22 protein-coding genes, 1 pseudogene and 1 other annotated feature are annotated in these 23,002 nt (G+C 42.8%); of the genes and pseudogenes, 18 read left to right on the top strand and 5 right to left on the bottom strand.

Annotation, left to right across the window (positions count from 1 at the left end; translation table 11 throughout):
- The first annotated feature begins 57 nt into the window (after positions 1-57).
- From COP04_RS01210 to COP04_RS01200, 3 genes and pseudogenes are all read left to right on the top strand, one after another.
- Positions 58-1,614 (top strand): Vga family ABC-F type ribosomal protection protein, encoded by a 1,557-nt coding sequence (locus COP04_RS01210; RefSeq protein ID WP_100486335.1) that lies wholly within the window; start codon positions 58-60, stop codon positions 1,612-1,614.
- Positions 1,615-2,050: 436 nt separating this feature from the next.
- On the top strand, positions 2,051-2,299 hold the full coding sequence (locus COP04_RS01205; protein WP_100486334.1) for a hypothetical protein: 249 nt from the start codon (positions 2,051-2,053) through the stop codon (positions 2,297-2,299).
- Between the two features lie 104 nt (positions 2,300-2,403).
- A pseudogene (locus COP04_RS01200) lies at positions 2,404-3,064 on the top strand (type 1 glutamine amidotransferase domain-containing protein).
- Positions 3,065-3,246: 182 nt separating this feature from the next.
- Here the strand turns inward: COP04_RS01200 and COP04_RS19310 are convergent.
- The 3 genes from COP04_RS19310 to COP04_RS01190 all read right to left on the bottom strand — a co-directional run bounded on the left by COP04_RS19310 (position 3,247) and on the right by COP04_RS01190 (position 6,778).
- The gene (locus COP04_RS19310; RefSeq protein ID WP_157800119.1) at positions 3,247-3,459 is read right to left on the bottom strand and encodes a hypothetical protein; all 213 of its coding nucleotides are present in this window, start codon (positions 3,457-3,459) and stop codon (positions 3,247-3,249) included.
- 192 nt (positions 3,460-3,651) lie between these two features.
- Complete coding sequence (gene tyrS / locus COP04_RS01195; protein ID WP_100486333.1) at positions 3,652-4,899, bottom strand: tyrosine--tRNA ligase; 1,248 nt, start codon at positions 4,897-4,899, stop codon at positions 3,652-3,654.
- 47 nt (positions 4,900-4,946) lie between these two features.
- Positions 4,947-5,190 (bottom strand) — a binding site (T-box leader).
- Positions 5,191-6,034: 844 nt separating this feature from the next.
- Positions 6,035-6,778, bottom strand: a complete 744-nt coding sequence (locus COP04_RS01190; RefSeq protein WP_204988005.1) for an alpha/beta fold hydrolase — start codon at positions 6,776-6,778, stop codon at positions 6,035-6,037.
- 258 nt (positions 6,779-7,036) lie between these two features.
- Between COP04_RS01190 and COP04_RS01185 the strand changes: the two genes are divergently transcribed.
- The 3 genes from COP04_RS01185 (at position 7,037) to COP04_RS01175 (ending at position 9,051) form a co-directional block, all read left to right on the top strand.
- Positions 7,037-7,624, top strand: a complete 588-nt coding sequence (locus COP04_RS01185; protein WP_100486331.1) for a bifunctional transcriptional activator/DNA repair enzyme AdaA — start codon at positions 7,037-7,039, stop codon at positions 7,622-7,624.
- A 203-nt stretch (positions 7,625-7,827) separates the two neighbouring features.
- The gene (locus COP04_RS01180) at positions 7,828-8,346 is read left to right on the top strand and encodes a methylated-DNA--[protein]-cysteine S-methyltransferase (RefSeq protein WP_100486330.1); all 519 of its coding nucleotides are present in this window, start codon (positions 7,828-7,830) and stop codon (positions 8,344-8,346) included.
- A 3-nt stretch (positions 8,347-8,349) separates the two neighbouring features.
- Positions 8,350-9,051, top strand: coding sequence for a DNA-3-methyladenine glycosylase family protein (locus COP04_RS01175; RefSeq protein ID WP_338062820.1), 702 nt, complete (start codon positions 8,350-8,352; stop codon positions 9,049-9,051).
- A gap of 540 nt (positions 9,052-9,591) precedes the next feature.
- Here the strand turns inward: COP04_RS01175 and COP04_RS19305 are convergent.
- Positions 9,592-9,765: a hypothetical protein gene (locus COP04_RS19305; RefSeq protein ID WP_157800118.1), complete on the bottom strand. Its 174-nt coding sequence runs from the start codon at positions 9,763-9,765 to the stop codon at positions 9,592-9,594.
- A gap of 587 nt (positions 9,766-10,352) precedes the next feature.
- On the opposite strand from COP04_RS19305, the gene COP04_RS01170 reads away from it, so the two are divergent.
- From COP04_RS01170 to COP04_RS19830, 7 genes are all read left to right on the top strand, one after another.
- A complete protein-coding gene (locus COP04_RS01170; RefSeq protein WP_100486329.1) occupies positions 10,353-12,272 on the top strand; it encodes a heavy metal translocating P-type ATPase in 1,920 nt (639 codons plus the stop codon).
- Positions 12,273-12,472: 200 nt separating this feature from the next.
- The gene (locus COP04_RS01165; protein WP_100486328.1) at positions 12,473-13,798 is read left to right on the top strand and encodes an Nramp family divalent metal transporter; all 1,326 of its coding nucleotides are present in this window, start codon (positions 12,473-12,475) and stop codon (positions 13,796-13,798) included.
- 101 nt (positions 13,799-13,899) lie between these two features.
- Positions 13,900-14,217 carry a helix-turn-helix domain-containing protein gene (locus COP04_RS01160; protein ID WP_157800117.1) on the top strand — a complete coding sequence of 106 codons (318 nt, stop codon included), beginning with the start codon at positions 13,900-13,902 and terminating at the stop codon, positions 14,215-14,217.
- 197 nt (positions 14,218-14,414) lie between these two features.
- The gene (gene rpsN / locus COP04_RS01155) at positions 14,415-14,684 is read left to right on the top strand and encodes a 30S ribosomal protein S14 (protein ID WP_100486326.1); all 270 of its coding nucleotides are present in this window, start codon (positions 14,415-14,417) and stop codon (positions 14,682-14,684) included.
- A gap of 35 nt (positions 14,685-14,719) precedes the next feature.
- Positions 14,720-15,898, top strand: coding sequence for a GTP-binding protein (locus tag COP04_RS01150; protein ID WP_100486325.1), 1,179 nt, complete (start codon positions 14,720-14,722; stop codon positions 15,896-15,898).
- Positions 15,899-16,017: 119 nt separating this feature from the next.
- On the top strand, positions 16,018-16,929 hold the full coding sequence (locus tag COP04_RS01145; RefSeq protein WP_100486324.1) for a metal ABC transporter solute-binding protein: 912 nt from the start codon (positions 16,018-16,020) through the stop codon (positions 16,927-16,929).
- Between the two features lie 94 nt (positions 16,930-17,023).
- Entirely contained in the window at positions 17,024-17,149 is a 126-nt protein-coding gene (locus tag COP04_RS19830; protein ID WP_162297066.1) for a putative metal homeostasis protein, read from the top strand.
- A gap of 305 nt (positions 17,150-17,454) precedes the next feature.
- Here the strand turns inward: COP04_RS19830 and COP04_RS01135 are convergent, their stop codons facing one another.
- The gene (locus COP04_RS01135) at positions 17,455-18,228 is read right to left on the bottom strand and encodes a DeoR/GlpR family DNA-binding transcription regulator (RefSeq protein WP_100486323.1); all 774 of its coding nucleotides are present in this window, start codon (positions 18,226-18,228) and stop codon (positions 17,455-17,457) included.
- Positions 18,229-18,379: 151 nt separating this feature from the next.
- On the opposite strand from COP04_RS01135, the gene COP04_RS01130 reads away from it, so the two are divergent.
- From COP04_RS01130 to COP04_RS01110, 5 genes are read left to right on the top strand one after another with little or no spacing between them, the layout of a single operon-like run.
- Positions 18,380-19,468 (top strand): ABC transporter substrate-binding protein, encoded by a 1,089-nt coding sequence (locus tag COP04_RS01130; protein WP_100486322.1) that lies wholly within the window; start codon positions 18,380-18,382, stop codon positions 19,466-19,468.
- On the top strand, positions 19,455-20,285 hold the full coding sequence (locus COP04_RS01125; RefSeq protein WP_100486321.1) for an alkaline phosphatase family protein: 831 nt from the start codon (positions 19,455-19,457) through the stop codon (positions 20,283-20,285). Before COP04_RS01130 ends, COP04_RS01125 begins: the two co-directional genes overlap by 14 nt.
- Positions 20,286-20,307: 22 nt before the next feature.
- A complete protein-coding gene (locus COP04_RS01120; protein WP_239984723.1) occupies positions 20,308-21,156 on the top strand; it encodes an ABC transporter permease in 849 nt (282 codons plus the stop codon).
- Complete coding sequence (locus COP04_RS01115) at positions 21,153-22,010, top strand: ABC transporter permease (protein ID WP_100486320.1); 858 nt, start codon at positions 21,153-21,155, stop codon at positions 22,008-22,010. The genes COP04_RS01120 and COP04_RS01115 overlap by 4 nt, the downstream gene beginning before the upstream one ends.
- A complete protein-coding gene (locus COP04_RS01110) occupies positions 21,991-22,998 on the top strand; it encodes an ABC transporter ATP-binding protein (RefSeq protein ID WP_100486319.1) in 1,008 nt (335 codons plus the stop codon). The genes COP04_RS01115 and COP04_RS01110 overlap by 20 nt, the downstream gene beginning before the upstream one ends.
- Positions 22,999-23,002: the final 4 nt, after the last annotated feature.

The raw sequence follows: 23,002 nt of genomic DNA, 5'->3' as shown, positions 1-23,002 counted from the left end.
ATGAGCAGATAGGGGCATTTTTTTGTCCCCGAAAAATGAAGAACGGGGGATGATTCGATGATCTTGTTAGAAGCGCTTCATATAAAGCATTATGTAAAGGATCGTTTATTACTCGATGTGGATCAGCTGCACATTCATCAAAAGGATCGAATTGGATTAGTTGGCCGAAATGGATGCGGGAAAACGACGCTGTTGAACATTTTTGCTGAAAAGATGGTTCCGGAAGAAGGAACGGTGATTCGGCGGGCACGATGTACGCTGTTGCCACAGTTAAAACGAACGGATACAACAAAAAGCGGTGGGGAAGTAACTCAGGAATACATTCAAAAGGCGCTTGTGAGCATTCCGGAACTGCTGCTTGCTGATGAACCAACGACAAATCTTGATACGGATCATATTGAATGGTTGGAGAAGAAACTGAACGAGTGGCAGGGTGCGTTTGTCATTGTGTCGCATGACCGGGCCTTTCTGGATGCACTATGCACAACAATATGGGAAATCAATGAAGGTAAGATCAAAGTGTATACAGGCAATTTTAGCAATTATACCGCGCAAAAAGAAACAGAGCGTGCGGAGCAACAATCGGCTTATGAAAGCTATGAGACAAAGAAGAAGCAGTTAGAAGAAGCATTGAAATTAAAAGAGAAAAAAGCTCAGCGGGCAACGAAAAAGCCGAAAAATGTCAATTTGTCGGATTCAAAGGGAAAAGATTTTACGAAAAAACAAAAGAAGCTGCAGAAAACGGCGAACGCCATTGAAACGCGGTTGGAAAAACTGGAAAAGGTAGAAAAAGTGAAAGAGCTTCAGCCGCTTAAGATGAATCTGCCAAATGAAGAAACGTTTAAGAATCGAATTATTCTCCGCGCAGAGGATGTATCCGGCCGGGTTGGCGAACGAATACTTTGGTGCAAAACGAGTTTTCTCGTTCGTGGTGGTGACAAGTTAGTGATTATCGGTCCTAATGGAAGCGGGAAGACGACGCTTGTCAAGAAGATCATCAACCAAGAGCCTGGAATCATGACTTCTCCGGCAATGAAAATCGGTTACTTCAGTCAAAATCTAAATATATTGGATGAAGAGAAATCGATCATCGAGAATGTCCGCGCGACATCAAAACAGGAGGAAACGCTGATCCGCACGGTGCTTGCCCGCATGCATTTCTTCAAAGAGGATGTGTATAAGGTGGTCGGGGTTTTGAGTGGCGGTGAACGTGTCAAAGTTGCTTTGACGAAAGTGTTTTTAAGTGATATTAATACATTAATTTTGGATGAGCCAACGAACTATCTTGATATGGAGGCAGTTGGCGCTTTAGAGTCGCTTCTTAAAGAGTATGAGGGGAGTGTCATTTTCGTTTCCCATGATCGCCGATTCATCGAGAATATTGCGACGCGGATCTTGGAAATCCGCAGTCAAACCATCCGGGTGTTTGAAGGAACCTACCGGCAATGGAAATACGACAAACCGAAAAAGAATCGGGATGACGAAAAAGAGAAGCGCCTCTTGCTTGAAACAAAAGTAACGGCAGTACTCAGTCGCTTAAGTATTGAACCCTCTGAAGAATTAGAAAGGGAATTTCAAAAGCTTTTAAAAGAAAAAAGGGAGACGGGCAAATAATTTAATCATGGCCGGACCCTAAGTGAATTACTAAACTTTACCACTGTGAATTAATAGGGAAATATTTTTGGTACCTTGAGGAGAATTTTCTATTTGTTTCTGTCATTCGCATATGTATAAATATTTTTATCGGTAGTTTATAAAAACTGGAGAGTGAAAAGTTCTGTGTAAATAAACAAAAGGATAACCCCTAAATGGGATTTTATGGTATCCTCTCTTTACCACAAGCGAGGAGAAAAATCACCTAGGGTTATCGTGTTTCTAGTTTACCCTGTCTCAGTGTGATTGACTAGGGCCATGTTAAAATATATTGATTCCGTACTTCTGTTGTTCCGTTCCCGTTTCCATAGATTCGCTGCGTTTCAATGGTTTGTTGTGATTATCACCGGTGCAAAAACGAATTTGTCAAACCGTCAAAGCCATCGAAGGTTTTATGATGTGCAGTTGCATCGCAATGGGCCTACTTCAAATGATTGCGTTGCGCAAGGAAAACAAACGACAAAACAAAGCTTTTCGTTTTTTACGGACACCGTCCAAGAGAGCAGCCTCAGAGGCAACGATTATGGCCTATTTACGTCAGACGATTTTTCAACGGTTTGCACAAAATCAGCATTTAACCATAACGCAAATAATTCAAGAAAAGCAGGAAACACCTGAGGTACATGACGAGTTACTGATTTCTTAGTGGTTTAAAACTTTTGACTGTCCAGATAAAAACATAATTTGTTTTATATAATATCCGGGATTAGAATGACAAAATAATAAAAAACTTTTTAGGAGGTGATGATTGTGTCAAAAAATATTCTAATGGTTGTCACGAATCATACAGAAATGACAAAAGGTAAAACTACGGGTATTTGGTTATCCGAGTTTGCTGAAGCATACATTGAATTCAAGAAGAAAGGGTACACTGTCACAATTGCGAGTCCTCATGGCGGGAAAAGCACCGTTGATCCCGGCAGTGTAGATGAGCATACACCGCAGGAGATCCTGGATGTAGGAAAGTATCTGCAAGACACATCGAGACTTGAAGATGCATCTTATGATCGTTTCGATGCCATTTTCCTGCTAAGGCGGACATGGAGCGATGTTTGACCTTCCTGAAAATAAAAAACTTCAGGAATTGCTGCGCGATTTCTATGAAGGGGACAAGATCGTGGCTGCGGTTTGTCACAGACCTGCAGGATTAGTTGGTGCAACACTATCCAATGGTCAGCCACTTATCGCCGGAAAACGTGTTAACGCGTTTACGGACAAAGAAGAGGCTGAGATAGGACTGGAACCATTCCTGCCATTCTTATTGGAAAGTAAGATACGTGATCTGGGAGCTATTTTTGTTGCTGCTCCCAATTGGTCCACCCATTATGAAGTGGACGGTAATCTGATCACAGGCCAAAATCCTCAATCGACGGCAGCTGTAACCAAAGCAGTGATCGAAAAACTGGGTTAATCAACTATTTTCTAGGAAACTTAAAAAAAAAGACTATCCGCTACTGAGTTCCGATAAAATGACTTGAGTTCTGATATATTTCGCTGAGTTCTGATAAAATTGTCTGGGTTCTGATATATTTTACTGAGTTCTGATAAATCTGTCCAAGTTCTGATATATTTTCTTATTAGGAACAAGGGCCGCTATTCACATTTCTCTTTCTGCTGGATGCCGGAAGCGGTGGTTAAACTTAATAAGGCTGTTCCTTTGGCGAATAGTACAGGAATAATTGACATGGATGTTGGGATCAACGTCGCCGCGCCAAGAGCAAGCGTACACCGATAAACAATCAGTATCGCCGGCGACGTTGCATAGGCGCAAAGCATGGACGACAAGCCGAATATGTCCAAGGACAAAATAAGCATTTTTTACGGCCAAAACGATTGCCCAGCAGACCTGCAGGTATCAGTGTCGCAGCAAAGATTAAGTTGTATGAATCAACAAACCATTGTAATTGAGAGTTTGTTGCATTTAATTTTGATGCCAATGTCGGCAAAACCAGGTTTAGTAGTAATGACAGAGTCCGTTGCAATGGATGACCTGATCAGTCAGCACCTGATTTTAATAAAACGTCTTTTTCCAACTTGGATAATCATACCGTCCTCCGGTTTAAATACTAGATGCACATCATTTATTTTTTCCTGATTAATCTTGATGCCTCCGGCTAAAATCATTCTCCTGGCTTCTCCATTCGTTTTAAATAATTGCAGCCTCGTAACTAATAAATCGATAATCCAGATTTTTTCCTGGCTTATCTGTAACGGAACCTCTTCAACATGTTCTGGGAGGGCATGTTCTTGAAAAACCGAAAGAAAATTTATTTTGGATTTATTTGCTTCAGATTGTCCGTGGTACATTCTGACAAGCGTCCAGGCCAGTTTTAATTTTGCATCCCTTGGATGAAGAGAACCGTCGCTTAAAGCAGTTTTTATTTTTTCCAAAACATTTGCAGACAAATCTGTAGCAAGAGCGAAATATTTTATCATTAGAGGATCCGGAATGGACATCGCTTTGCCAAACATACTTTCCGGGTCGTCATCGATGCCGATGTAATTTCCAAGAGACTTTGACATTTTCTTGATCCCGTCCAGGCCTTCAAGCAAGGGAATCGTCATCACCACTTGTTTGTCCAGACCATAGCTTTCCTGCAAGTGCCTTCCCATTAATAAATTAAATGTTTGATCAGTTCCGCCCAGTTCAATGTCCGACTTTAAGGCAACGGAGTCATAGGCTTGCATGAGCGGGTAGAAGAATTCATGAATGGCGATGGATTGACCTGCATGGTACCGCTTCTCAAAATCATCGCGCTCCAACATCCTGGCGACGGTTGTTTTTGAAGCCAGTCGGATCACATCTGCAAAGTGAAGCGGCGCAAGCCATGTCGAATTGTAGTTAACTGTTGCTTTTTCCATATCAATCACTTTGCTGAACTGTTTAAAATATGTTTTGGCATTTGCTTTGACTTCCTCATCGGTCAGCTGTTTGCGTGTAACCGATTTTCCCGTTGGATCACCAATTCTTCCTGTGAAATCACCGATCACAAGCTGGACGATATGGCCGAACTGCTGAAATTGACGCAGCTTATGCAACACTACTGTATGACCAATGTGTACATCAGGAGCTGAAGGATCCAGTCCAAGTTTTACGCGAAGCGGAGTTTCGGAAGCAATTGATGTGATTAATTTTTCTTTTAAACCATTATCCGGAATAATTTGTTCAGTTCCCCGACTCAGTACTTCGAATTGTTCTTCGATTTCTTCCCTTTTTGAAAAAGATAAAGCTTCCCATTCATTCATATGATTCATCTCCAATTAATTAATGATAAAAAAAAGCCGCCCCTAAAAATAGGGACGACGTGGCGCGATACCACCCTAGTTGAAAACCCGAAGATTTTCCGCTCTTCCCGATCATAACGGTTGGGCACCGGCTGCTGTTAATTGAAATTCTTAATGAATAAGAATGAATCTTTCCGTTCACAGCAGCACTCAAGAGGGTAGTTCATGTTCATCAATGTGTCGGCTCACATCGGCCGCCGACTTTCTGAGACTTAATTGACAACCATTACTTGATTCTATCAACGTTTTTACGAATATAAAGATTAGTGGTTATTTAATCACAAATGGTAATCTCTGTCAAGCACTGATACGATTAATGTAACCTGACAATATACGACTTTGTTGTCACTGTAGAGTCATGAAGAGAAAAGTCTAAGTTAATGAGCGTCAAATAGTCCTTTGACTCTCAGTTAGTGATCTCTTTTGGGATTCGGTGCTACTTCAGCGTTTTCTGAAGTCCATCTGTTGATCTCTTGCCGGTAAAATAGTGTACCAATAAGCTTCTCTAATATAAAAGAAGAGCATAAGGAGCTGAGACAGAGATAGGGGAAACAACATTTATGAGCACACGGAATGAAAAGAAGGACACAGTAGCCTCGTTGCCATTTTAGGTGCTACTGATCAATTCAAAAACCTTATCCTACTAATACTTTACGCTTTTTTATCCAGGGAACCATAGGGCGACCGAATATTATATCGGAAACTTGGAATGAAGTACATCATCGCATAAATCAAACAATTTTTTAATGGCAGTTGATGCGTGTATTCCAATCTAAGAATAGATAAATTGGCAATTCTTTTGAATTTGGGATTTAACTGACCCACTTTATGAATATTATCAACCGCCCACTTGTGCTCGGCTCCCGTAGTCAATGCATTTGTCACACTGTCCCCTGTTTTAATTAAACGTTTGAATAGCTTGGTTTATGTAAAAAACAAAGGATCGGAGAGATTGTGGCAACATGGCTTTTTTCAAAAAAGAAAGCCCCTGAGAGCCGGAGGAATAACCTGTCTATCAATTTCATCAGCATACAGTGACGAAGAATGGTGCACTTAAATTTAGCCGAGTTACCCATTTCGATGTAATGGCTCACAGTTAAATTTGTCTTAAAAAATTTGAAACAGCCTCGTTAAAAGCTCGCGGCTCACAGTCATGAATGGTGTGGTTGCTTTTTTCAAAGAATTGATAGGTTGTGTTTTTACGCTTTTTCGCCATTTCGATGATTTGTTCATCAGAAACAACATGTGAATGTTTACCATGCAGTAAAAATGCAGGACAATCTGTTGCGAGAAAATCTGTCCACCAATCACCATTTAAATGACTTTGGGAAACGGGAAGATTTTCTTTATCAAATCGAAAGTGCCAACCTGATTCATTTTCATACGCACTTTCAATAAAGTAGCGGTAATCATTGATTCCAAATTTCTTCAAACTTTCTCCGAGCGCGCTTAATGTCGGCGTGGAATCAACGATGGAGCGGGCAAAAGACAGGTCATCATTAACGACTGCCCCAATGTCCTCAATGATTAATCCATGAACAGGATTTTTTCTTCTTGCCGCTGCCTGATAGGCGTTTACACCGCCCAATGAATGTCCGAGGATGACAACCGGTTTATTTTGCAGCACTTTGTCCATAAAATTTAATACATCCTGAATATAATCTTCCCTCCGATAACCATAACCATCTTCTGCGTGCTGACTCCATCCATGGCCTCTTTGGTCAAGACTATAGACATGCCAGTCAGGTAATTTTTCTGCGAGTTGCGCAAATGCGGCGGCGTTACCAAAGTGGCCATGCAAGCATAATAGTATTGGTTTATCTCTCCCTTCGAAATCCAAATAAGATAGTCGAATGTCGCCAGATTGAAAGTACTGTCGTTTCATTTTTTCTCCCGCCTCTTATAGAAACTGATTATTCATCCTTCATAATCCCTTTTAAGTATAACGGGATTCTGATTTAGCCGCAGAATAATCTTGAAGCGAGAGGCAACGTTTACTTTTTTAATCTTGCTCTTTTACTTTAAAAACCGCTGTTTGGCGCACAATTAGACTATAATCATGGTAATGCATGAGCACGGATGTTTGGGGGGCCAGAAAATGACGACAGAAAAAAATGTCAGAGAGAGCACGGTATCAGATGAAGAGTGGAAAGCCGTCTCGGAAAATGACAAGGCTTATGATGGGTGTTTTTTTTACGCGGTGAAAACGACAAGAATTTTCTGCCGCCCTTCCTGTAAGTCGCGATTGCCAAAAAAGGAGAATGTAGCAATTTTCCGATCAGCTGAAGATGCGCTGGATGCGGGTTACCGCCCGTGCAAACGCTGCAGACCGGCAGGTGACATTGTCCCAAATGACGAATGGACACAGCAGATCAAGGATTACATTGACGCGAACTACAGAGAGAATCTGACATTAAATAAAATTTCGGAGGAGTGTCACGGAAGTCCGTTCCACTTGCACAGAACGTTTAAAAAAATAAGCGGAATGACGCCGCTGGACTATCTTCTACGGGTGCGCATCGATAAAGCAATATGGCATCTCCGGCACTCGGATAAAAGCGTTATCGAGATCGGCAGACTTGTGGGGATCGGGAATCCCGCCCAGTTTGCCACGACTTTTAAAGAAAACTTGCCGATTGGCAAGCCTTTAGGCGAAGACAGAGGCTTAGTTGCGCTTATACTATAATCCGCTGAAATTTTATATTTTCTTATAGTATAAGAAAATAGTGCATCAGACGCCTTCTGAGTTCAGGCAAGTAGTCAAAAGAGAGAGGTGAAAATGGGACACTATTTAAACGATGAACCATTGGAACCAAGTTTGATTGTTAACGGTGCGCAGTAAAAGTCTACCACTTATGAGTGCCGGCAAAAAGCGAAGGAAGTGAAAACATGGTGAAGAGTAAAAATATATTATATTGGACCAGGATTGCCACAGTGATCGGAAAGCTGTACATTGCGGCAACTGACAAAGGGCTGGTTTTTGTTGGTTCACAGGATGGAAGTCTTAGCGAAATGGAGAAGTGGGTCGACCGGAGATTTCCAAATGTGAAATGGCTGGAGAATGGAGAGAAATTACGTGAAGAGGCAAAGGAAATAACCGAGTATCTGCAAGGAGATCGAGAAGTCTTTCATTTTCCAGTTGATTTAGAAGGTACCGACTTCCAAAAGCGTGTATGGGAGCAACTTAAAGAAATTCCTTATGGACAAGTTCAGACGTATTCGGATATTGCCCTTGCACTTGATAATCCGAAGGCAGTGCGCGCGGTTGGAAGTGCGATTGGGCAAAATCCGATGCTGATCGTTATTCCATGTCATCGTGTCATTGGTAAAAATGGCAAGCTTACAGGCTACCGCGGCGGAATGAAGATGAAGGAACATTTACTGCTGCTGGAGAGGCAAGGAGTTTAAAAAATGTGTCTTGTAAAAGGCATTGGAGGAGGGTTTGCACATAAGTTGGAAGCCCGGATAGAAAAAATTCGTTTGGAGCTGCTGAATATGCAAACTGTTGAAACGGCATATTTCCGTTATGGTGATGAAGCGGTCCGCTACCTGAGTAAGGCAGATCCCTTGCTTGGCACGGCAATGAAAAGAATTGGGTGTGTGGAAAGGGAGACCATTCCGGACCTTTTCGCCGCGCTGATCTATGCGATCATCGGACAGCTCATTTCGACGAAATCCGCATGGACAATCTGGATGAGGATGCAGGCGCAATTCGGTGAAATCACGGCCGAACACCTGGCCAGCGAAAGTGAGGATACTATTCAGCGTTGCGGCATGACAATGAAGAAGGCAGTCTGTATCTGCGAAAATGCTAGGTTAATCGCGGACGGGCAATTTGACCTTGATGAATTACGGACACTCCCGGATGAAGAAGTTGTCGAGCACCTCTGCACATTGAAAGGAGTGGGGCGCTGGACAGCAGAAATGCTATTAATCCATTCTATGGAACGCCCGGATGTGGTCAGCTGGGGGGACATTGCCATTAAGCGTGGCATGTGCCGTTTGTACGGACTTAAAGCCATTACAAAACAGCAGTTTGAGACGTATCGGTGCCGTTATTCACCTTTTGGTTCAGTGGCCTCGATCTACCTATGGCATCTCTCCTCTGAATAAAGACATTTTTGAATGGCACTCACATTTTACTGCTGCGAAACAACAATATAGATTCACATATAGCGATAGTGCTAGACACCATCTTTTAAAAAACTCTTTCCCACACTTATTGTAAAAGGAGAAAGGAAATTTAAAGAGGACGAGTAGAAGCGTCTACTGGATTATTAGAATTGTTATGACTTTGATCTTTCTTCTTCTGATCATTGTTGATACCAAGCACAATGGCAACTATTTTCTCGGACTGGAATCGGTTATATAATACTTAATTACGTATTAGACATTTTTAGCGACATTTTTAAGAATGATAAGAACAAATGAAAAAGAGGCTGTTCCAAAAAGTCAGTCTGTAGCGAAAAACGAGAGGAACATTTTTCTCCTCCCGTTTTTCGCTATTTTTTGTATGCCTCGTTTCTTCATGCGGAAAGTCACCCGTCATTGGCTGGATTCCATGGCACCCAGCTTGCCGGCATGAGGGGGCTACGGTCTTTCGCTAATCAAACAACCGATCCCAATGGCTCAGCAGATACTGCTTCGCCTGTTTCATCTGAGTGATTTCCTTTTCGACTTCCAAATTGCTTTCGCACGTATCCCATCAGCACGATGACCTTCTCTCAGTCCTTCTTCCGGATGACTGTACGTGAGAGGGTATGATGAAACCTGCGCCCAGAACGCCTGGACTTCACGGGTTGCCAGAATCGTGTAAGCAGCTTCCATCGTCAGTATCTTCCCATTCTGTTGCCAGCCCCCCCCATGAAAAATCAGGCAGATAGCAGCACAAAATTCCAGAATGTAAAAGACTATCTTTGAATTGGGGATACAATTTCAGAAAATATCAGAGGAAACGATAATTATTATCAAGGAATAATAGAAAATATAGTACTCTTATATAAATCCTGGATTTTGGAATGCATCATCACGTAACTTTTTTGGATTCTTATTATCCTAATTATTACATTATATATAATATAGTAATTAGTTTGTTGAAAACAAGGGATAATGACAAGGATTAATCATTGAATTTCCTAATAAATTTCGGTTTTAAAGGCAAATAACAACGATAATCATTATCATATCTTCTATAAATGATGACAATTATCATTATCAACTACAATAATTAAATGAGAACAAAATGCTTGAAATTACATAAAATGATGATAAAATTCAAGTATAAGATCACTAAAAAATAGCTCTTCTATTAAGAATGTTTCTTTGTTTCTGCAAATGATCAGAAGCATTGTTCATCATAGATAGATTGATAGTTGATACCTATTCTCAATAATCAATGAAAGGATTGATTTTTTATGCTTCAGGAAACAGATTTGAAAATAGAAGCTAAACGACATTCGTTTGTTGAAAAAATAAAGCAGATTTTGATTCATCATGGCGAACTTATTGCAGCCCTGATCGGAGGAGCACTGACCTTATTGGGCTATATTCTTGGTCAGGCGACAGGATTTAACTTTTGGCTTGTCTACCTCTTTGCTTACGCGATCGGGGGTTATTACCAGATTAAAGCCGGTATTATAGACACCATTCAAAACAAACAATTGAATGTTGAACTGCTCATGGGATTTGCAGCGATCGGTGCGGCAAGTATTGATCATTGGCTGGAAGGAGCTATTTTAATTTTTATCTTTGCCCTGAGCGGTGCGTTGGAGCATTATTCGATGGCTAAGAGTTCTTCTGCTATTTCATCGTTGATGGATTTGCAGCCGGAAACAGCAAGGCTTGTGGTCAATAATCAGGAACAGACGATATCAGTCCATCAGTTGAATCCGGGGGATAAGATTCGCATTAAACCTGGTGAAAGAATCCCTGCAGATGGTTTGATTACAAAGGGCGAAACGACGATTGACGAATCATCGATGACTGGGGAATCGATTCCTGTTCTGAAAAGAATCAATGATGCTGTTATGGCTGGGACAGTCAATATAGACGGTAATTTGCTGGTCTCCGTTACAAAAAGAAGTGAGGATTCCCTTTTCAGCAAAATTGTTGAACTCGTCCAAACGGCACAGAGTGAAAAGGCACCGTCTCAGCTGTTTATTGAACGGTTTGAAAGGACGTATGTTAAAGTTGTTGTCGTCATTACACTGTTCATGATGTTTTTACCACATTTTATCTTCGGCTGGTCTTGGAGTGATACGATTTATCGTGCCATGGTCATGCTCGTTGTAGCTTCGCCGTGTGCACTGGTAGCCTCAACAATGCCGGCGGTTCTGTCTGCCGTGGCTAATGGAGCCAGAAAGGGTATTCTCATTAAAGGTGGTGTATATCTGGAGCAGCTGGCGGGTGTTAAAGCATTAGCTTTTGACAAAACCGGAACGCTGACTAAGGGTATGCCAGAAGTGACACAGATGATGAACCGGAGTGATCTTGACGATTCGGTGTTTATGGCCGCAGTGGCTGCCATTGAAAATAATGCTTCCCATCCGCTTGGAAGGGCGATTGTCACATACGCAAAAAAGTATGGAAAATCGGGAATACCGGAAGCGGAACATGTCAAAGTGAAGCCGGGATTTGGGGTTACCGGAGAGGTCGATGGCCGGTCTTATATTATTGGTAAAGCGGAGATGCTTGACGCCGCGACCATGCAGGATTTCTTCAAGCGAAATCAATCCGAGTTGCCTGAAGACCATACCCTTGTTTATGTGGCCTCTGAAGGCCGGATTATTGGCGCTTTCGCATTAAGAGATCAAATCAGGGAGTCTTCGGTAGAGGCCATCAAAACACTCCATCACTATGGCATTCAGACAATTATGCTGACTGGTGACAACGAGAAAACAGCTGCAGAGATACAAAAAGAGACGGGTGTCAGCGCTTTTATCGCTAATTGCTTGCCGGAGAACAAAGTCAATGAAATCAAAAAGTTAAGTGAAAAGTATGGTTCTGTGGGCATGGTTGGTGATGGAATCAATGACACCCCGGCGCTTGCTCAGGCTTCTGTAGGGATTGCCATGGGCGGAGGCAACGATGCAGCACTCGATACAGCCGATATCATTTTGATGAAGAACGACCTGCAAAGAATAGCTGACTCCGTCCGATTATCGAAACGGATGAACCGTATTGTGAAAATCAATATTGCCTTTGCACTGTCGATGATTGGCGTATTGATGTGCAGCAACCTTCTGCAATTAATATCCATGCCGATCGGCGTCGTAGGCCACGAGGGCAGCACGATTCTTGTTATTCTTAATGGACTGCGTATGTTGCGTGGTTAATTAGGCCGCAAATGATTCACGGATCCATTTAGAAGTAAAAGCAGCAAACACGTCGTTTACTGCTTTTTTTGTACGCAAAAAAAGAAAAAAATTTCGATTTTAGGGTTGTCATTTACCTCAGATGGGCGTAAATTAAATACAGGAAGTAAAGTTTCCCTAGAGAAACAAAAATGAATCAAGCGAAGAGGAGGTCCGATAAAATGTCATACAAGGAAGATGGACAGTCGATCGTTTCTGCAGTCGATGGTGTAGCGACAGTAGGGACACTACCAAAAAGAAAACGGGGAGAGCAGTCCGAATCCTTTCAGACGGCGATTGGGCAGAAGAAGGGATGGAAGCAGGCAATACCTTTTATTGGCCCGGCTTTTATTGCTGCGGTAGCTTATATTGATCCCGGAAACTATGCGACAAACATTCAGGGCGGTTCACAATTTGGCTATCTGTTGCTGTGGGTTGTCATTGTATCCAATCTGATGGCAATTCTAATTCAGACCCTATCGGCGAAACTTGGGATTGCAACTTCGCGGAATTTACCGGAAATCCTGCGTGATGAATGGAAACCTGGCGTAGCAGTCTTTTATTGGATCCAGGGAGAAATCATGGTCATGGCGACCGATTTGGCTGAATTTATCGGCGCAGCACTGGGTTTTCATCTCGTCTTTGGTTTGCCAATGATTCCTGCAGCTATTTTGACCGCCCTCAGCGTATTACTTATTCTAGTTTTTCAGGTCAAAGGTTTTCGCCCTCTTGAGATGGCCATCGCCACCATGGTCTTTATTATTGTCATTGCTTTTAGTTGCGAAATTGCCTTCTCATTACCGCAATTCAGGCCTCTGATGGCCGGTTTTGTTCCACGTTTTCAAGGAACAGATAGTATTTTGCTTGCTGCCGGTATTTTGGGGGCGACTGTGATGCCCCATGCCATTTACATGCACTCAGGCTTGACGAGCAGACGAGTGATTGGCCAGACGCCGGGAGAAAGGAAAAAGATTTTCCATTTTGAACTGATCGATATTTTGATTGCGATGGTTATTGCCGGTTTAGTCAACGCGATTATGCTTGCAGTCGCTGCTTCAACTTTCCACGGACACATCGTCATTTCCGATCTGAATGTGGCTTTCAAACAATTTGGCCTCTACATTGCACCTGGGGCTTCCTTGCTATTTGGCATCGGATTGCTGGCTGCCGGGCTTTCCAGTTCGTCAGTCGGAACGTTGGCCGGAGATATTATGATGCAGGGTTTTATCCATAAAAAAATTCCGATTTTTATTCGGCGTGTCTGTTCGATGATTCCGCCGCTGGCTATTATTGTGACGGGAGCGAACGCCACGAATGCACTGGTGATGAGTCAGGTTGTGCTGTCCTTTGGGATCGCACTGGCAATTATTCCACTTGTTATCTTTACAAGTAAAAAAAGAATCATGGGTCAGCTCGTTAACCGCCGGCTGACAACGTCTCTGGCATGGGTAGTCGCCGGAATAGTTATCTGCCTTAACATCTTTTTACTCTTTCAAACATTTGCCTAATTGATGAGCAGCTCTAAATATTCTTATTGATTCATAGCGTAGAAGTCCCCAACGTTCGTCACTGGGGGCTTTTATATAATGTAATGAAAGGACTGTTGAGAATGAACTTTCCTTCAGAATTTAGAAATGCGGGGAACGCTAAAGCAAAAAGACCCTGGGAAGATTATTTAAAAGTTAAGGGAAATTCCATCTCGAAAAATAGTCGCTGCGATCTTGCCGATCAATTCGTTCGACTACGCAAAAGTAGACGGTTGTCTCAGAAGGAGATGGCGGATCTGCTTTCCACGAAACAAAGTATGGTTTCCCGAATCGAAAACGGTTATGATCATATCCCATTGGATATTTTGACTAAAATTGCGAAGAGATTAGGAGTTAAAATCATTATTTCATCTGAATCGGTCAGTCTAATTAAGAATTGATGTACTAGCGGGATCGCTATGCATTTTAAGAGGGTTGTAACGATTAAAAATGAATGCGTCACTTTTTATCTCGGCCTGCATCATTTTTATTACATATTCCCTTATCTCTTGCATAAAGGACAAAAGTATGGTTTAATCAAAAATGCAAATCGTAATTATTACGATTCATTTTAATTGAGTAAGGGAGGTATCTTTTGATGGCCAAAAAATCGAAAATGGTCAAAGAAAAGAAACGTGAGCAAATCGTAGCTCAATATGCGGGTTTGCGGCGTGAGCTGAAGTCAAGAGGTGATTATGCAGCCCTGGCTAAATTGCCGCGTGATTCATCCCCGACGCGGCTGCACAATCGTTGTCCATTAACCGGAAGGCCGCATGGCTATATGAGAAAATTTCAGATGTCCCGCATTGCGTTCAGGGAGTATGCGCATAAAGGACAGATTCCAGGTGTCAGAAAAGCAAGCTGGTAAACTTATTAGATTTCCAAGAGGAATGAGGCTGATCTGTGGCGAAGAAAATTCCGGTGACGATCTTGAGTGGCTATCTGGGTTCAGGTAAAACGACAATTCTGAATTATATTTTGCACAATCGCCAGGGACTTAAAGTGGCTGTGATTGTTAATGATCTGGGTGAAGTGAATATTGACGCTGCCTTGATTGAACAAGCAGGCGGGCTCTCAAAAACAGATGAAAAACTTGTCCAGATGTCAAATGGTTGCATCTGTTGCACATTGAGAACAGACTTGCTTATTGAACTGGACCACTTGGCAAAGGAAGGCCGTTTTGATTATGTTTTGATTGAATCGACGGGTATTGGCGAACCGGTACCTGTCGCCCAAACTTTCTCCTATGTTGATCAAGAGAGTGGTATTGACCTGACCCGGTCCTGCTGCCTGGATACAATGGTGACTGTCGTAGACGCCTATCGTTTTATGGTAAACTTTCAGTCTGGAGATTCCCTGGTTGATCGCAAGCAGGGGATCGGTGAGCACGATGATCGGCAAATTGCCGATCTTCTAATTGATCAGATTGAGTTCTGTGATGTTCTGATCATTAATAAATGCGATTTAGTCAGCGAACGAACCCTTTCTAAACTAGAACACGTCATTCGGATATTGCAACCTGAAGCAAGAATAATACGCACTGTGCAGGGAAAAGTGGATCCGAAGGAAATTCTGAATACATCCCTCTTCAACTATCAGAAAGCAATCATTGCAGCCGGATGGATTCAGGAGCTGACGAATGGAACGGATCATCATACATCGGAGACCGAGGAATACGGGATATCTTCATTCGTCTATGCCCGAAGATATCCTTTTCATACGGGACGCCTGAACCGTTTTCTGAATGATCTCCCTGAGAATATAGTCCAGGCCAAGGGGATTGCCTGGTGTGCGACGCGGAACAGCACGGCGATGCTGTTGTCGCAGGCCGGACCATCCGTCTCCCTGGAACCTGTCACCTATTGGGTTGCCTCTCTGCCCATTCAGGAGCAGAAGCAGATTCTTTCTTCTCACCCTGAAGTGCTGCAGGAATGGGACAATGCATACGGCGACCGTCATACAAAGCTTGTTTTCATTGGGACGGAGTTAGAGCCGCATGACATTATTGAGGATCTGGAACGTTGCCTTTTGACGGAGTCGGAATTTAACAGCAACTGGTCGAAACTTGAGGAGAGTTTTTAAAATAAAATTGATTATTTATTAGACAAGTTAAATCGTAATGATTTCTATTTGCTAATACGCTATCAAATAAAATAGTTTCAATACAATAGAGATGTCGGTGACATAGGGAGTTCAGGAGAATGAGAGAACAAAAGTTTGTCAGCAGATTTGTTTTATTAATGGGTTGCATTGTTTTATTAATAGGAATTCTAACTGGATGCGGTCATTCAAATGCGGCGGGTTCCGGGAGCACCGCTAAGATTAATGCAGTTGCCGCAGAAGATTTTTATGGGGAAGTAATTAAAGCAGTTGGAGGCAATCAAGTCAATGTCACGTCTTTAATTAATAAACCCAGCGTGGATCCACATAGTTATGAACCGACTACGGAAGCAGCAAAAGCGGTGAATCAGGCAAAATTAGTTGTTTATGACGGCCTTGGGTATGACGGGTGGATGGATAACCTGATTAAGAACGGTAGCAACCAAGCCGTCATTCGTGTCGGAGAAGATCTGATGAACAAAAAAGATGGGGATAACGAGCATTTATGGTATCAACCAGATGCAATGCCGAAACTGGCAAACGATGTGGCTGTTAAACTGGGGCAAATTGATCCTAAAAACGCCGCTCTTTTTAAAGAAAATGCCAAAAAGTTTATTGTAAGCATCAAGCCCGTAAAAGATGAGATTGTTCACCTGAGCAAAAATTCAGACGGCAAGTCCGTTGATGTTTCCGAACCGGTTTTCGATTATACGCTAGATGCACTGGGCTATAAAGTAGCTGATAATCACTTTGCACTTGCTGTCGATCAGGAATCGGATCCGTCCCCGAAAGATATCGCCGACATGCAGAAGGATATCAAGGGAAAACGAATTGCCTTCTTTGTCTGCAATATTCAGAATATCGATCCGACCGTGGACAAAATGGTGACACTGTGCAAGCAATACGGCGTCCCTGTGATCAATGTAACGGAAACACTGCCGACTGGGAAAAATTATAAAACATGGATGATGGGTGAATTGAAACAAGTTGAAGCAACACAAACCGGCAAATAATCAATGATGGCGGAGTTGGAGAGATAACGTGTTTTCTTTCTCCCCGATACTGCATCCAGTGTATCTGGATATTTATACCAAGGAGGGAAAGGACATGCCGCAAAAAACTGAAATTTCAAGAGCAAGAAGAGAATTGAAAAGCCCGAATAAGAAAACGCATCGCCGGGCCTTAAAAACAATCAAAAGTCTGAAACGCCAAAAAACAGGATTAACAGTTTGAATTTTTGCCAGTATGATGATCCAGATTGAGAGGTGCTGCTGGGCTTTTGCGTTAATGATGGTTCCCGCGGCAGCACGCTTTTATACGCAATCTGTTTTGGTGGAATGATTCTGCTTGCTTCCTTGATTGCTGTGTTGGGTCTCTGGATTTGCTTAACTGCTAACTATTATACCAATGCGCCGGTTAGTTTTCTTTAGAACAATCTGTACGCAGAAAAGAGTTCTTTACTAAAGATGGAAACTATCAATCCATTAGCAAGGAACTCTTTTGTTATGAAATTTGAAAACCAGAGGGCGGGTTCATGCCTAAATCCAGGAGATCTGATTACGATTGCATTGTTCTCTCCATTTTTCATCAGGACCAACGTCACAAATGATGTTGTCAAAGTGGGACAATTCGTTAATTTTATAGAAGGCTTGCTTGCCGAGTTTCGTATGATCGGCTAGTACAAAGTTTTCATCGGCAAGGGACATCATGATTTTGGAAATATTAACTTCTTCAATATTGTAGTCACTGACAGCTTGTTCCGAAATTCCCCCACAGGATATATAGGCCTTATTTACCTTAAAAGGCATCAGCATTTGTGCGGTCAGACTGCCCACAATAGAGTATTGGGCTGAATTGACGGCACCGCCGAGGATAATGATCTGACCGGAAAAATATTTCTGTTCCAGTCGTTTTGTGAGCAGTGAAGCACCTGCAAGTGAATTTGTGATGATCGTTATATTTGTTACATTCTCAATGGCGGCACAAAGTTCCAGTGTTGTCGTGCCGGTGTCAATGACGATGGTATCCCCCCTCTTGATCGTTTTTGCCGCTTTTTTCCCGATCTTCTGTTTTTCATTAAGCTCCATTTTTCTCTTTTTCTCAAATATTGGCTCTATTAAATGACCGGTAAACGGGATGGCACCTCCGTGGGTGCGCTTCAACAAATGTTTTTTTTCAAGATCAGACAGGTCGCGCCTGATTGTTTCAGGTGTCACTTCCAATGTTGCGGCAAGATGAGCGACAAAAACCTTCCCGTTATTATTTAATTCAATTAAGATGTTCTCCTTTCTATGTTCCGCGGTCTCATTCAATCCCGGACACCTCCATTTTGAGTATAGAAAATGTAATGATGCTATTTTACAACATCTTAATGTTTATTTACATGTTTGTTTACAATTTGAATGTATTATTTTTAGTGTTAAAGCAACAAAACAAATATAAAACAAAAAAGGGAGAATGGCAATGAAAATGAAACGTTGTGTCTCTATCATTCTGGTGGGAATTATGATTGCAAGTATTTTGTCAGCGTGCGGCTCAAGCAACAGTACTTCCGGAAGTAGCAATCAGTCGCTTTCTTCAATTACAAGTGCTGCAAAGAAAGAGGGAGCTGTTACCAGTGTTGGTATGCCGGATTCCTGGGCCGACTGGGCCGATACTTGGAAGGGTATTACAAGTGAATATGGAATTAAACATACCGATACCGATATGTCAAGTGCTGAAGAATTAGCCAAGTTTCAGGCAGGAAAATCGAGCGGATCCGCAGATATCGGTGACGTTGGAATGAACTTTGCAGTATTGGCCAAACAAAAAGGGTTGACCGTACCTTACAAAACGTCCTATTGGAACAGTATTCCAAGCTGGGCAAAGGACAACGATGGCTATTACGCAGTCAGCTACACCGGATCGATCGCCTTTATGACGGATACCAAAAATGTGAAGAACCCTCCGAAGACCTGGGCGGACCTGCTCAAGGGTAATTATAAAATCTCAATCGGTGACGTGACGAAAGCTGCCATGTCGCAAATGACTGTTCTGGCAGCCGCCGAAGCAAATGGCGGCAGTCCAAGCAACATTCAACCGGGCATTGATTTCTTTAAAAAAATTGCGCAGCAGGGACGTCTTTCGATGACCGATGCAACGATTCCCAACTTGGAAAAAGGTGAAATCGATGTAGCCATTATCTGGGATTTTCTTGGACTTGGCTATCGTGATCAGATTGATAAAAACCGCTTTACTGTTTCGATCCCGACAGATAAATCTTTAATGTTCGGTTATTCCACTGTTATCAATAAAAATGCCGCTCATCCGAATGCTGCAAAACTTGCCCGTGAATATATTCTTTCCGATAAAGGACAGATAAATCTGGCAAAAGGCTACGCGCGCCCGATCCGCAGTGATGTAAAAATACCGGAAAGCATCAAAGCTAAACTTCTTCCGGATTCTGAATATAAAAATGTGGTTCCTTTGAAAGATATGAGTGTTTGGGATAAAACAGCTCAGACGCTTCCTCAACTCTGGCAGCAACAGGTACTGGCCAATGTCAAACAGTAAACTAGTTATGGTCACACTGGACGGCTGCCGCTATGATACGGCAATTGAGGAGCTCGGTTTCCTTGAACATTTGGTGGAAAAGAAAATGGCCTTCCGCTGCCCTGTTCGATCAGAATTGCCGAGCAATTCACGCCCGATGTATGAGGTATTGCTGACAGGGACTCCTCCATGTGAAAATGGAATTGTAACGAACTTGAGCGTGAGGCTGTCAAATAAGAAAAGTGTCTTCAGCCTGGTATCCGAGCAGGGACTGAAAACGGCTGCCGCTGCCTATTATTGGGTCAGCGAACTGTTCAATCGGGCTCCATTCGACTTTTTCGAGGATCGCCTGCAAAACAATGAACAGAAGGCCATCCAGCACGGTATGTTCTATTTTGAAGATCAGTATCCGGATTCTCATCTGTTTATGGACGCACATTATCTGTTAAAGACATATCGGCCGGATTTTCTATACGTTCATTCCATGAACATCGACGATACGGGGCATAAGTTCACGTCCGATTCGAAAGAATATCGGCAAAGTGTGGATAAAGCCGATCTTATTTTAGCGGAAACATTGCCACTGTGGATAAAAGCCGGTTATCAGATTATCGTCACGGCTGATCATGGGATAGATGAATATGGCCATCACGGTGGTACGAGAGAGGCTGTGCGTCGCGTCCCGCTATACATTATTTCAGACAAGGTGAAGACCGGACAGGCTGAAGAAGATCTGCCGCAGTTGATGATTGCACCGCTGATTTGCGACCTGCTCGGTATTGTCCCTTCAGAAGATATGAAAATGCTGGACTTTCCAGGAATGCATGAAAATAAATGAATAAGCCGGGGGGTGTGAAAAATTGAACAAAAAAATAAAAAGGCAGGCTTTTGCTTGCCTTTTTCCGTTTCTTGGTGTTCTTATCCTTTTCCTTGCCGTACCGCTGGTGATCATGATCCGGGCAAGTTTCGCCAATCAGGACGATACAGGCTGGACCTTTCAGAACTATCTGACCATCATGACACAGCCTTTTTACTACGAAGCTTTTAAAAATAGTTTTATTATTTCAATCGTGTCCAGTCTGGTCGGAATTATTCTGGCTATGTTTGTAGCTCATGCGCTTGCACGGTCAGACCAGAGGGTACAGGATCGGATGATGCTGTTCATCAATATGACTGCAAATTTTGCGGGAGTACCGCTTGCGTTTGCCTTCATTATTTTAATTGGAAACGCCGGTGTTCTGACTCTGCTGTTGTCAAAAATCGGTGTGCCTCTTCTGAGCAGCTTTAATTTATATTCCTGGCAGGGTTTGGCTGTAACCTATATCTATTTTCAGGTTCCGCTCGGTGCATTGTTTCTCTATCCTGTTTTCAAAGGCATCGACGACAGATGGGAGGAAGCAGCTTTATTGCTCGGGGCAGGTCCGACGTCATTCTGGATACGCATTGGGTTGCCGCATATCATGCCAAGTGTTTTTGGTACGTTCATTATCTTATTTGCCAACGCTATGGGGACTTACGAAACCGCCTATGCTCTTGTAGGAAGCAACATCAATCTTGTTACTACAAGAATTGCTGCTATGGTTTCTGGAGATATTTTCGCCCAGCCACAGCTTGGCGGCGCCATGGCTGTTTTATTTGCTATGACGATGATTGCTATCCTGATTGTCGATGAGTACTTTCTGCGGCTCGTTCGGAGGGATATGTCATGATCAGGAGAAAAACATTGTCGAATCTGATCCTGACACTTTTTGTTGCCTTTATGTGTGTGCCATTTTTACTGACGGCTGTGTATTCTATTTCGACAGAATGGGGAAAATCGATTTTCCCCTCTGGGTTGACACTTAAGTGGTATGGACAATTGTACAGTGATCCGCGTTTTATTGAAGCGATTGTCCGATCCTGTCTGCTGACATTTGGCACGCTGATCGCCGTATTGATCATTGTTGTGCCAAGTATCGTCATAATTACTCTTTATCTGCCCGATCTTGAAAAATATTTGAAACCGACTGTGCTGATGCCCTATGCTATTCCGGGTGTCGTCCTGGCCACAGGCCTTCTCAAAACATATTCGTCCGGCTTTATTCCGCTTACTGTCGTTCTGTCCGGAGGAATCTTTATCTATTCTCTGCCGTTTATGTACCAAAGCATCCACAACGGTTTAAGGGAAGTAGATGCCAGAACATTGATGGAAGCGGCAGAAATTCTGGGTGCTTCCAAGCCGGAGGCATTTGTCAAAGTCCTGCTGCCGAACATCAGAATTGGCATCATGGTCGGCAGCTTGTTGACCTTTTCTACGTTTTTAGGAGAATTTCAAATTACCAACATGCTGCTCGGAGGAGATTTCGAAACCATACGGATTTATATGCTCAGAGTGATGCAGATCAATGGTCATCTGTCAAGCGCAGTAGTTGTATCGTACTTTTTACTGCTTCTTATTATCAGTGCAATTATTGTGAAAATCACGTCGCACAAACCCTATGTGTCATCATCTGATCGCGATAAAAAGGTCCGTAGAGCTACGCAGACGAAAGGACGTGCTTCGAATGAACTTTTTAACGATTAAGGAGCTTTCCTTAACAATAAGCAATAAACGGATCCTGCACCATTTAAATATTACGCTTGAGAAAGGTGAGTTGGTTACGTTGCTTGGCCCGAGCGGTTGCGGAAAATCAACATTGTTAAGAGCGATTACCGGCCTGCTTCCAATCGACGACGGCAGCATCGTGATTGACGGGCAAGATGTGACACATGTTAGTCCGAAAAAAAGGGAAGTGGGTATGGTTTTTCAATCTTATGCCCTGTTCCCCAATTTTTCAGTATTCGACAATGTCGCCTTCGGATTGAAAATGAAGAAGTATTCAAAATCAGTCATACGGCAAAAGGTCATTCGTTCACTGGACATGGTGGGCCTGAGTGAAAAGTCAGAGGCCTACCCGCATGAACTGTCGGGCGGTCAGCAGCAGCGGGTGGCGCTGGCTCGTTCTCTGGTTGTTGAGCCGAAAATTCTGCTGCTGGATGAACCGCTCAGCGCACTTGACGCGCAGATTAGGCAGCAGCTCAGAAAGGAGCTTCGTGAGCTTCAGAAACGTCTGGGTATGACGATGATTTTTGTCACCCATGACCAGGCAGAAGCGATGTATATATCCGACCGGATCTATGTGATGAATCAGGGGGCTATCTCGCAGTTCGGTGAGCCTGAACATTTATATAGGCATCCCGAAAATGAATTTGTCGCTAATTTTATTGGAAATTATAATGTCTTGTCAAAGGGACAGGTTAAAAAGCTGTTCGGGGAAGGGACTTTGACAACAGGATGCAATTCCTACGCGCTGCGTCCTGAAGCCGTGTACACAGAACCGGGGTTAAAAAGTAACGAACTTGCGGGCAAGGTCTCAGACATTAACGTTCTCGGCAATATCGTACGCTATACATTCCAAATAGAAGACGTAACTCTGTATATGGAGAAAATCAATGATACTCAGAACCATTCCAAAGTTGGCGAGGAAAAAACGTTGTATGTCGACAAAAGGGATCTTGTTGGCCTTGCCTGACTTT

The organism is Sporolactobacillus pectinivorans, assembly GCF_002802965.1.
Taxonomy (GTDB): Bacteria; Bacillota; Bacilli; order Bacillales; family Sporolactobacillaceae; genus Sporolactobacillus; species Sporolactobacillus pectinivorans.
The sequence above is the reverse complement of the archived record's forward strand: the minus strand, read 5'-3'. Positions and strand labels throughout refer to the sequence as shown.